We start from the raw sequence: 10,700 nt of genomic DNA, 5'->3' as shown, positions 1-10,700 counted from the left end.
AATGCCGGCCCAGCCAAAAGTAACCAAAAGGTCTCTGCTCCACCACTCGGTGCCTCGCCTAGGCTCGGCATGCCCGCACTCCGTGGTTCTGCTTTTCTGTGGGAGCTGGCTTGCCTGCGATGCAGAAACCTCGGTTTTTCAGATACACCGAGGCGATGCCATCGCAGGCAAGCCAGCTCCCACATTTGAACCGTGCCCGCTTTAACTTTTGATTTTGCTTCACAACACTCCAAAAGTGAGCCGCTGTAAGAGCGGAACCAATACCAGCCCTGACCGCAGCAACGGATATGCCCACCTCACCCCGCCCCAAAAAAGAAGCTTTTATGACAAAAGTTCGGTAGTCCCCAGCGACCCCCGTCTTGGCTATGTAACGCGCTCAACACCGCCAAAAAAGGCGACGTCAGAGCCGCAAGCAGGATGCCAGGAGTGGGGCGAATGGGAACTATGGAACGTTACTCGAAAGTCGGCATGCAGGAGCTCGACCAGCGCCTGTCAAAGATCGTCGAAGCCGCACGCAAAAAACCGGTCTCGGTCTACCGCTATGGCGCACCGTGGGTATGGATCGTCTCCCAGGACGACTGGCAAGGCGCGCTCAAGGAAGTCTCCAGCTACATCCCCGCAGGCCATTCACTGGTCTTGCTGCGCCCGCAGATCGACGACATCCTCGACCTCCACCGCGACCTGCTCCAGGCCCAACCCGGCACCCAGATCGCCCCCCAGACCGTCTTGCAGATCCTGCTGCTGCAACTCCTGTACTCAGTCCCCAACGAACAGCAACTGCACGAACAACTCAACTACAACCTGCTGTTCCGCTGGTTCGTCGGCCTCGACCTGAACCAGAAAGTCTGGGGCATCAACCTCCTGCAACGCGACATCGCCACGTTCCTGAACAACCCGCAGGCGGTGCAGTTGATCCAGAAAATCATCGGTGAAGTGTTCTGTGGCGCCTTGCTGCACATGCCGGAGTTCTCCCTGAACTTCGCCCTGCTGCACACCTGGCTCGCCCGGCACGGCAGCACCTCGATATCCAGCAATTGAACAGGCCAAACGCCGGGCAAACGGCGACGGCAATCATCTTGAGTAAACCAGGGGGCGGTGTGGAGCATCTGTTCAAATCAACGCTGGCGCTGTGCTGGCTGACGCTGGGTGCACTGGCGCAACCGCTACAGGCCGAAGAGCAGGGCACCCAGCCCGAGCCTCCGGCACGGCTGGTGGACGTCAACGAGTACTTCGTGCGCGGCAACACCGTGCTCGACGCTCGTGCGATCGAAGAGGCGGTGTACCCGTTTCTCGGCCCGCAAAAGACCCTCGCCGACATCGAAGGCGCCCGGGATGCCTTGCAGAAGATCTATCAGGCACGCGGCTATCAGTCGGTGTTCGTCGAACTGCCGGAGCAGAAGGTCGATGACGGAATCGTCTACCTGCAGGTCAGCGAAACCAAGGTCGGGCGCGTCCGCGTAGTCGGCGCCAAGCACTATTCGCCGGTGGAAATCCGCGACGAAGTACCCGGCTTGAAGGAGGGCGCGGTTCCGGATTTCACCAGCGTGCAAACCCAACTCGCCGGCCTCAATCGCAGCGCCGGGCGGCAGGTCACGCCGCTGGTCCGCGAAGGCCAGCGCCCCGGCACCATGGACGTCGACCTGCAGGTGGAAGACCAGAACCCCTGGCACGCCAGCCTCGGCCTGAACAATGACTACAGCGCCGACACCAAGGAGCTGCGCAGCGTCGCGACCCTGGGTTACGACAACCTCTGGCAACTGGGCCACAGCATTTCCCTGACGTACTTCACCGCACCCCAGGACAGCGACAACGCCAAGGTCTGGTCGGGCTCCTACACCGCGCCGCTGACTGATCGCTGGAGCCTGCAGTTCTCCGGTTATCAGTCCGACAGCAACATCGCCACCATCGGCGGCAGCAACGTGTTGGGCAAGGGCCATTCCTACGGCGTGTCGGCGATCTACAGCCTGCCGGCCAGTGGCAATTGGGCCAATTCGTTCTCTGCCGGGGTCGACTTCAAGGACTTCAAGGAGCAGATGAAGTTTGGCGGCAGCACGGACGATATCCCGCTGAAGTACGCACCGCTGACCTTCGGCTACAACGGCTACCGCTACACCGAGCAGTCGCAATTGGGGCTGGGCTTGAGCCTGGTGGTGGGTACCCGCGCGTTCTTCGGCTACGGCAGCGACGCCGAGGAGTTCCAGTACAAGCGTGACAAGGCCAGCCCGAGTTTTGCGGTGCTCAAGGGTGACCTGAATTACACCTACACCTTCGGCAACGACTGGCAGTCGGCGTCCAAGGCCGGCTTCCAGCTGGCCTCGGGGCCGCTGGTGTCCAACGAGCAATATTCCGCTGGCGGCGCTACGTCGGTACGCGGGTATCTCGCCGCCGAACGCACCGGTGACGAAGGCTACCTGTTGTCCCAGGAGCTGCGCACGCCGTCCCTGGCCAAGTTTCTCGGCAGCTACGTGCAGGAGTGGCGCTTCTACGCGTTTGCCGAAGGCGCACGCCTGCGCCTGCATGACCCGCTGCCCGAGCAGGAAGACGAATACAGCCTGGCCAGTGTCGGCCTCGGCACCCGCGCCAGTTTGAGCAAGTGGTTGTCCGGCAGCCTGGATTGGGGCTACCCGCTGCTTGAAGGCCCAAATACCCAGAAACAGGACTCGCGACTGCACTTCAGTGTGCAGGCGACTTTCTGACCCCTTTTTTCGGAGACTCCTGACATGCAACGCCTATTTCTGAGCCTGTTGATCTGCCTGGGCTTCGCGCTCCCGGCCACCGCCCATGCCTGGTGGCAGGACGATTGGCACTACCGTAAACAGATCACGGTGGACACCACCTCCCAGGGCGCAGCCATCAGCCAGGCCCTGGGCCGCACCGCGCTGCTGGTGCGCCTGCACACCGGCAACTTCAGCTTTGACGGGGTCAAGGACGACGGCGCCGACCTGCGCTTTGTCAGCGCCGATGACAAGACCGTGTTCAACCACCAGATCGAAAGCTTCGACCCGCTGATGGGCATGGCGCTGATCTGGGTCGATGTGCCCAAGGTCGAAGGCGGCCAGCGCCAGGACCTGTGGATGTACTACGGCAACCAGAAGGCGCCGGCCACCGCCAACGGCCAGTTGACCTTCGACCCGAACTACACCGCGCTCTACCACTTCGACGGCGCCAACGGCACGCCGCCCCGGGACACCACGGCCTACGGCAACACTGCCGTAAACGCTACCGGTGCGAGCATCGACGGCGTGATCGGCCGGGCCTTGCAGTTCAGTGGCCAGCCGTTGCTGCTGCCAGCCAGCCCGTCGCTGCAACACGCAGCGGGCGGCGCCTTCACTTTCAGCGCCTGGTTGCGGGTCGACCAGGCCAGCGGCGAGCAAGTGGTGGTGGCCCGTCGCGAGGGCGCCCACAGCCTGTTGCTGGGCTTGAACCAGGGGATGCCGTTTATTGAAATCGACGGCCAGCGCGCTGTCTCGACCCAGCCGCTGAACCCCGGCCAATGGCAGCACCTGGCGTTCACCGCCGAGGGCGACAAGGTCTCGCTGTACGTCAACGGCCGTGAGACCGCGACCCTTGCAGTGGCGATGCCGGCGTTCAATTCGCCACTGGCCATCGGTGCCGATTTGCCGGAAGCCGCCGGCGGGCACCTGCCGTTTACCGGGGCCATGGACGAACTGCGCTTGTCCAAGGTCGCGCGCCCGGCAGCCCTGTTGCTGGCCGATGCCACGGCCCAGGGCGCCGAGTCGAAACTAGTGGCCTATGGCGTGGATGAAGAACAGTCGGGCTTCGGCTTCGGCAGCCTGGGGTTCCTGCTCAAGGCGGTGCCGGTGGATGCCTGGGTGATCATCCTGGTGCTGGTGGGGATGATGTTCCAGTCGTGGTTCATCATGCTCCGCAAGAACCGCCAGGTCAGTCGCGTGAGTGCTGCCAACGATATCTTCCGCGAGCAATTCGCACAGATCGGTACGCGCCTGGAGATGTACTACGACGACGCGTTGCTGGCCGAGCGCCTGACCCATTCCTCGCTGTGGCGACTGTACCGGGTCGCGGTCAAGGAAATCCGCACTCGCCGCGCCCAGGGCGCCGACACCTCGTCGGTCTCGGCAGCCACCATCGAAGCCATCCGCTGCTCCATGGACGGCGTGCGTACCCGGGAAAACCAGCAGCTCGGCGCCAAGCTGTCGACCCTCTCCAACGCGATTGCCGGGGGCCCGTATATCGGCCTGCTCGGCACCGTGCTGGGGATCATGGTGGTGTTCCTCGGCACGGCGATGGCCGGCGACGTGAACATCAACGCCATCGCCCCGGGCATGGCGGCGGCCTTGCTGGCCACGGCCATGGGCCTGTTTGTCGCGATCCCCGCGCTGTTTGGCTACAACCGCCTGATTACCCGCAACAAGGAAGTCAGCGCCGACATGCGCGTGTTCGTCGACGAGTTCATCACCCGCCTGGCGGAGATGCACGGCGAGAGCCAGCACAGTGAAGCGGCGCACCGTCGCGACCACCACGCCCACGTCCCGGCCTGAGGAGAATCAGCATGGCTTCCGTGAATGCCTCCCACGACGATGACGATGACGCCCCCGTCGACAGCATCAACATCACGCCCCTGGTGGACGTGCTGATGGTGGTGTTGGTGATGTTTATCCTCACCGCCACCGCCCAGGTCTCGGGGATCCAGATCCACCTGCCCAAGGCCAGTGCTTCGGTATCGCTGTCCGAGGCCAAGACCAAGGCCATCTCGGTGAACGATGGCGGCCAGGTGTTTCTCGACGCTTACCCGGTGACCTTGCCTGAGCTGGAAGAGCGCCTGCGCATCGAGAAAGCGCTGAACCCGGACTTCCCGGTGATCGTGCGCGGCGACGCCATGGTGCAGTACCAGAAGGTCATCGAAGTGCTCGACCTGCTGCGTCGCCTGGAGCTGTCCCAGGTCGGGCTGGTCACCGGCAAACCGAGCCAGGGCTGAGTCATGACCGCACAGATGCCGATCACGCCGACGCCCCTCAAGAACAAGCCGCCATTGCGCCCGCTGAAGTGGGGCATTGGCCTGCTGCTGGGCGCCGTGGCTGCCTGGTTTCTCTGGCAGTGGGCCAATGACATGAGTGGCGTGCGCCGTGAAGCGCCCAAGGTGCCGACGATTATTCCGTTGCCGCCACCGCCACCACCGCCGCCGGAAAAACCCAAGGAACCGGAGCCCGAGGTGCAGGAAAAAATCCCCGAGCCGGAACCCACGCCGACCCCCGACGAGGTCAAGCCCGAGGAAGAGGCACCGCCTTCGCCAGCAGACGACCTGGCCAACCCGATGCAGATCGACGGCGACGCTCAGTCCGGTACCGACGGTTTCAACATCGGTGCCGGCAAGGGCGGCGGCATGGCCGGTTCCGGTGGTGGCGGGCTCGGTACCGGGACGTTCAAGCAGTACCTGGCCGGGGTGTTCCAGCGCCTGCTGCGGGAAGACCCGGAGCTGCGCAAGAAGGCCTACACGGTGCAGGCCGACCTGTGGCTGAGCGCAGACGGCGAGGTGACGCGCGTGGAGCTGGCCAAGTCCAGCGGCGACGCCGACACCGACGCCCAGGTGCTGGCCGCATTGCGTGCCACACCGCGGCTGAAGGAACGCACACCCACCTCAATGACCCTGCCGGTACGCCTGTCCCTCAAGGGCCGGCGCCCGGATTGATCGAACCCTTTTTTGCAGTTTTCTACAGGAGTTGTGTGCAGATGATTTCCCACGTGAATCGATTGACCCTGGCGGTCGGCATGGTCATCGCGACCCTGGTCGGCCAGGCGACGGCCGCCGCCGCGCCTTCGGAAAACGCCACGATCAACCTGATCCGCCTGCTGGTGCAGCAAGGTGTGCTCAAGCAGGAACAGGCCGACGGGCTGATCGCCCAGGCTGAAAAAGAGGCTCAGCAGGCACGTCAGGCCAGCACCGCCACGGCAGTAGCGGCAGGTCCAACTGCGGCCCCCGGCGATGTGCGGGTGCAGTACGTGCCGGCCGCGGTGCGCGACCAGATTCGCGACCAGGTCAAGGCCGAGGTCATGGCCACCGCCAAGCAGGAAAACTGGGCCCAGCCCAACACCTTCCCGGAGTGGGTCTCGCGCATCAGCTTCGACGGCGATATTCGCCTGCGGGATGAGTCGCGCTATTTCTCGGGCAACAACAGCAATGAAATCGTCGATTACGCCAAGCTCAACGACAGCGGCCCCTACGACGTGAACAAGAACACCAACACCAAATTGCCGCCGCTGCTCAACACCCGCGAAGACCGCGAGAACCTGTTCCGCCTGCGCGCCCGCCTGGGCATGAAAGCCGTTATCTCGCCGGAATGGACCGCCGGCATCCGCCTCGGCACCGGCAACGACAACAACCCGGTGTCCACCACCCAGACCCTGGGCGGCGGCTTCGGCAAGAAAGACATCTGGCTCGACCAGGGCTACCTCACCTGGAAGACCACCGACTACATGACCCTGACCGCCGGACGTTTTGCCAACCCGTTCTATTCCACCGACATGATGTATTCCGGGGACCTCAACTTCGACGGTGTGGCGGCGATCTTCAACCACAAGCTCAACAGCGACTGGGGCCTGTTCGGCACCCTCGGCGCGTTCCCGGTGGAATACAGCCCCGACACCGCCACCACCAACGGCTTCGACAAGGACGAGAGCGAAAACAAATGGCTGTTCGGCGGGCAGATCGGCGCCGACTGGAGGATCAACCGCAGCAACAGCCTGAAGGGCTCGATGGCCTACTACCACTTCGGCGATATCCAGGGCGAACGCTCCAGCCCTTGCTCGCCGTGGGCCGGCCAGCCGGCGTGCGATACCGATGGCACGCGCCTGGCCTTCATGCAGAAGGGCAACAGCGTGTTCCTGCTGCGAGACATCACCCCCAACCCGGCAACGCCTGGCCTGACCCCGCAACCGCAATTCGTCGGCCTGGCCTCCAAGTTCAATGTGCTGGACCTCAACCTGGCCTGGGACAGCGAGCTGCCGGAAGACCTCAAGCTGCGCAGCCAGACCAACTTCATCCACAACCTGGCCTACGACAAGGGCGAGATGCTCAAGCGCAGCGAAGGCCAGATCGTCAACAACCTCAACCGCGACGGCCAGTTTGAAAGTGGCGGCAATGCGCTGCTGGTGCAGTTCACCCTCGGCAGTGCGCTGGAGATGCGCAAGAAGGGCGATTGGAACGTGCTGGCCGGCTACAAATACATCCAGCCGGATGCCTTGCCGGACGGCTTCAACGACTCCTCGTTCCACCTCGGCGGCACCAACGCCAAGGGCTATTTCATCGGCGCCAACTACGGCCTCGACAAGAACATCTACGCCAGTGCCCGTTGGCTCAGCGCCTCCGAAGTGTATGGCGCGCCGTTTGAAGTGGATGTCATGCAACTGGAACTCAACACGCGCTTCTGATGCGCCGGAGAAAGCTCATGAACACGCGAATTTGCGGCCTGCTTCTACTGCTCGTTACCACCGGCGCTTCGGCTGAAGGCATGGAGGAGCGCCTGCGCACTCAGCTGCGCAGCACCACCCAGCAGTTGCAGGCGCTGCAAAGCGAGCAGGCCCAGGCCAGTGCCGCACGCATCGCCGCCGAAACCCAGGCCAAGCAGGCCCAGGCGCAGGTCAAGCAACTGACCGCCGAACTGGAAAAGACCCGTGGCGTGGCCGAGCAACTGGTGGGCCAGCAACAGAGCCTGCACAGCCAGGCCCAGGCCCAGGTGGCCGCGAGCAATGAGCAGGTGGGCAAGTTCAAGAAAGCCTATGAAGACTTGCTGGTAATCGCCCGGGGCAAAGAAACCGAGCGCGCACGCTTGCAGGCGCAACTCACGGAACGTGACACACAAGTGCAGCAATGTTCAGTCAAGAATCAACAGATGTACGACGTGGCCCAGCAGTTGCTGACGGCCTACGAAAAAATCGACGTGGCCGACGTGATGAGCATCCGCCAACCGTTCGCCAGCAGCACCCGGGTCAAGTTCGAGGAACTCGCCCAGGGTTTTGGTGACGGCCTTTACCTTAATCGGTTCGATGCTCCACAGACCGTCACTAATCATTGATCGACAAGGAAGATACCCCTATGAGCGACGTACAACTGATCACCAGCGTGACCCCGCAAGCCTTGACCGAGCTGCTGCAGGAAGCCGGCTACCGGGTCAACCAGACCGAGCAGAACGGCATCGTGCAATTGCTCAGCGCAAGCCAGGGCATCGGCTTCGCCGTGCGTTTCGGCAACCCGGCGGCAGAGCAGGGCAGCTACGTGGACTTCACCTACAGCTGCGCGCTGCGGGTGCAGGGCGAATTGCCCGAGGGGCTGGCCCAGGTCTGGAACGCTTCCCGACGTTTTGCGCGGTTGTCGTTGCAGGGTGAGTTCCTGCTGATGGAGATGGATGTGGTGGCCGCCGGCGTGGGTGCGCCGTACTTGCGCAATCAGCTGGAATTGTGGGATCGCCTGCTGCAGGAATTCATCGTCTACCTGCGTGAATACAGCCAGCAAGCCGCCCAGCTTCAAGCCCAGGCCGACGCCGCGCCTGCCGTCGATGCCCGTGAAGAGGCGCCTGCCTTGTGAAGAAACCAACCCTGGTGGTCGGCGCTGGCGCCCTGGTGGTGCTGGCGGTCGCGGTGGGGTTGAGCCTGCGGCCGGGCAGTGACCCGGTCGCAGCCCAGCAGCCGGCGCCGGTGGCCGTGAAGGACGGGCCGGCGGTGGCGCGCCTGGGCAACCAGCAGATCGACGTCGCCGAACTCAAGTCGGTGTTGGCCGCCTTGCCGGCGGAAACCCGCGAGCAACTGCGTGGCAACCGTGGCGCCCTGGAAACCTGGCTGCGTTCACGCCTGGCGCAAAAGGCCGTGCTTGAACAGGCCGATGCCCAGGGCTGGCGGCAGCGCCCGGAGGTGGAGCAGCAAACCCGCGCCGCCACCGAGCAGATCGTATTTCGCGACTACATGTTGTCGGTCAGCCAGGTGCCGACGGATTACCCCAGCGCCGCTGAATTGCAGCAGGCCTATGACAGCGGCAAGGCACAATGGGTGACGCCGCCGTTGTACCAGGTCAGCCAGATTTTCCTGGCCGTGAGCGACCCGCAAACCGTCGACAATGTGCGCCGCCAGGCCCAGGAGTTGAGCCGTAAGGCGCAGGCCTCGCCGGGCGAGTTTGCCGCCCTGGCCAGCCAGTATTCCCAGGACCCCGACAGCGCCCGGCGCGGTGGCGATTCCGGGATGCAGCCGTTGCAGCAACTGGTGCCTGAAATGCGCGGTGTGGTGGCGCGGCTCAAGACGGGCGGGGTGTCGGAGCCGGTGCAGAGTGCGGCGGGTTTTCACGTGCTCAAACTCACTGGGCAACAACCGGCGCGCACGGCCACGCTGGATGAACTGCGTGGCCGCCTGACCGAGGCCTTGCGTGCGCAACGCCAGGAGCAGATTGCCAAGGCCTACCTGGAAGGCATGCTCAATACCGCGACCTTGAGTATCGACGGCGCCGAGCTGAACAAGGTACTGGAGTAAAACCGTATCACCGCATTGGATGCACAGTACCCACAAGACAGGGAGTCTCCCATGGTATTTGTTGAACCGGCTGTACCCCACGGCGTCGCGCCTTATCGTGCGTCGACCGAATCCCTTGAGGCCTGGCTGGCCCTGGCGGCCGCCATCGAGCCCGAGGTGGCGCAGTATTTCCTGATCAGCGCCCGCTGTGGGTGTTTCATGCAGGCGGCTCGCAGCCTCAACATCAAGGCCACGCAGTTGCGCAAGCGCCTGGCGCAGCTGGAAGAGCAACTGCGGCGTTCGCTGTTCAGCTATCAGGGCAATGTCCTGGCCCCGAGTCGTGAAGGGCAGCAGTTGCAGGCGCAGTTGATTGCCCTGGCGCATGAGCGACGCTTGCCGGTGCTGGAGCAACCGTTGATTCGGCTGGCGGTTGCCGAGTCGATCCTGCATGACATTCTGGGGCGGGACCTGATTGCCCTGTTGCGGCGCAATGCGAGTGTGCGGTTGGAGATCATTTCCATCGACAGCGAGTTGGGGTTGCAGGCGCTGGATGCGGATGTGGTGGTGTGGTTGTCGGGGATGGATTCGCCGGGGGCGGGGCCGAGTTTTGCCATTGGGGCGCCGGAGGTGTTGGCGCGTTTGGATTATTCGCCGCATATTGCCAAGCGGTATTCGCGGTTGGCAGTGCGGCCGGACAGTATTGAAGACCTTGCGGATTATATGTTGGTGCAGTGGCAGCCGGACCGGCAGGTGGAGGCGCTGCGGCCGTGGAATAGCCTGGTGGAGCAGCGGCTGGCGGGGGTGGTGCGGGTGGAAGCGTATCCGCTGATGCTGGAGATGATTCGGTGCAGTGCGTGTATTGGGTTGTTGCCGCGGTATATGAGTTGTTTTGATCGTGGGTTGACGGCGTTGGATGGGGTGTTTCTGGAGGGGATGCAGCGGCAGGTCTGGATGGGGGTGAGTGCTGATGTGCGGCATCCGCTGGAGGTGGGGTGGGTGGTGGAGATGATTCGGAATACGTTTCTTGAGCGGGGGGAGTGGTTTGATTGATTGAGTACATATCCGTTGCTGCGGTAACGGCCACCTATGGTTCCGCTCTTACAGCGGGTCACTTTTGGCAAACGCCCCAAAAGTAACCAAAAGGTCTTTGCTCCACCACTCGGTGCCTCGCYTAGTCTAGGCCAGCCCGCACTCCGGCACGTCACCGCGGTGCGCCGCGCCGTGCCATC

At 63.4% G+C, this 10,700-nt stretch carries 10 protein-coding genes; all 10 read left to right on the top strand.

Features of this window, described 5'->3' with window-relative positions:
* The first annotated feature begins 444 nt into the window (after positions 1-444).
* Genes A462_RS31695 through A462_RS31740 form a run of 10 tightly spaced genes read left to right on the top strand, consistent with a single transcriptional unit; the run spans position 445 to position 10,521 of the window.
* Entirely contained in the window at positions 445-1,038 is a 594-nt protein-coding gene (locus A462_RS31695) for a transposase (protein ID WP_003211546.1), read from the top strand.
* A gap of 59 nt (positions 1,039-1,097) precedes the next feature.
* The gene (locus A462_RS31700) at positions 1,098-2,696 is read left to right on the top strand and encodes a ShlB/FhaC/HecB family hemolysin secretion/activation protein (RefSeq protein WP_008430334.1); all 1,599 of its coding nucleotides are present in this window, start codon (positions 1,098-1,100) and stop codon (positions 2,694-2,696) included.
* Positions 2,697-2,720: 24 nt separating this feature from the next.
* The gene (locus A462_RS31705; protein ID WP_008430331.1) at positions 2,721-4,520 is read left to right on the top strand and encodes a DUF2341 domain-containing protein; all 1,800 of its coding nucleotides are present in this window, start codon (positions 2,721-2,723) and stop codon (positions 4,518-4,520) included.
* 11 nt (positions 4,521-4,531) lie between these two features.
* Complete coding sequence (locus A462_RS31710) at positions 4,532-4,957, top strand: ExbD/TolR family protein (protein ID WP_003211540.1); 426 nt, start codon at positions 4,532-4,534, stop codon at positions 4,955-4,957.
* A 3-nt stretch (positions 4,958-4,960) separates the two neighbouring features.
* Complete coding sequence (locus tag A462_RS31715; RefSeq protein WP_032898546.1) at positions 4,961-5,668, top strand: energy transducer TonB family protein; 708 nt, start codon at positions 4,961-4,963, stop codon at positions 5,666-5,668.
* Between the two features lie 41 nt (positions 5,669-5,709).
* Positions 5,710-7,407, top strand: coding sequence for a putative porin (locus A462_RS31720; protein WP_008430325.1), 1,698 nt, complete (start codon positions 5,710-5,712; stop codon positions 7,405-7,407).
* Positions 7,408-7,424: 17 nt separating this feature from the next.
* Entirely contained in the window at positions 7,425-8,051 is a 627-nt protein-coding gene (locus A462_RS31725) for a hypothetical protein (protein WP_008430322.1), read from the top strand.
* 20 nt (positions 8,052-8,071) lie between these two features.
* Positions 8,072-8,560: a YbjN domain-containing protein gene (locus A462_RS31730; RefSeq protein ID WP_008430320.1), complete on the top strand. Its 489-nt coding sequence runs from the start codon at positions 8,072-8,074 to the stop codon at positions 8,558-8,560.
* Positions 8,557-9,492: a peptidylprolyl isomerase gene (locus A462_RS31735; protein WP_008430318.1), complete on the top strand. Its 936-nt coding sequence runs from the start codon at positions 8,557-8,559 to the stop codon at positions 9,490-9,492. The genes A462_RS31730 and A462_RS31735 overlap by 4 nt, the downstream gene beginning before the upstream one ends.
* Positions 9,493-9,543: 51 nt before the next feature.
* Entirely contained in the window at positions 9,544-10,521 is a 978-nt protein-coding gene (locus A462_RS31740; protein WP_008430316.1) for a LysR family transcriptional regulator, read from the top strand.
* Positions 10,522-10,700: the final 179 nt, after the last annotated feature.

It is taken from the genome of Pseudomonas sp. Ag1, from assembly GCF_000278565.1.
In the GTDB taxonomy this organism is placed as follows: domain Bacteria; phylum Pseudomonadota; class Gammaproteobacteria; order Pseudomonadales; family Pseudomonadaceae; genus Aquipseudomonas.
This window is presented reverse-complemented; position numbering and strand designations above follow the sequence as displayed.

Excerpts from the sequence above, each read along its gene's own strand:
- A462_RS31715 (WP_032898546.1), top strand. The coding sequence starts at position 4,961 with ATGACCGCACAGATGCCGATCACGCCGACGCCCCTCAAGAACAAGCCG.
- A462_RS31730 (WP_008430320.1), top strand. The coding sequence starts at position 8,072 with ATGAGCGACGTACAACTGATCACCAGCGTGACCCCGCAAGCCTTGACC.
- A462_RS31720 (WP_008430325.1), top strand. The coding sequence starts at position 5,710 with ATGATTTCCCACGTGAATCGATTGACCCTGGCGGTCGGCATGGTCATC.
- A462_RS31695 (WP_003211546.1), top strand. The coding sequence starts at position 445 with ATGGAACGTTACTCGAAAGTCGGCATGCAGGAGCTCGACCAGCGCCTG.
- A462_RS31740 (WP_008430316.1), top strand. The coding sequence starts at position 9,544 with ATGGTATTTGTTGAACCGGCTGTACCCCACGGCGTCGCGCCTTATCGT.
- A462_RS31725 (WP_008430322.1), top strand. The coding sequence starts at position 7,425 with ATGAACACGCGAATTTGCGGCCTGCTTCTACTGCTCGTTACCACCGGC.
- A462_RS31705 (WP_008430331.1), top strand. The coding sequence starts at position 2,721 with ATGCAACGCCTATTTCTGAGCCTGTTGATCTGCCTGGGCTTCGCGCTC.
- A462_RS31710 (WP_003211540.1), top strand. The coding sequence starts at position 4,532 with ATGGCTTCCGTGAATGCCTCCCACGACGATGACGATGACGCCCCCGTC.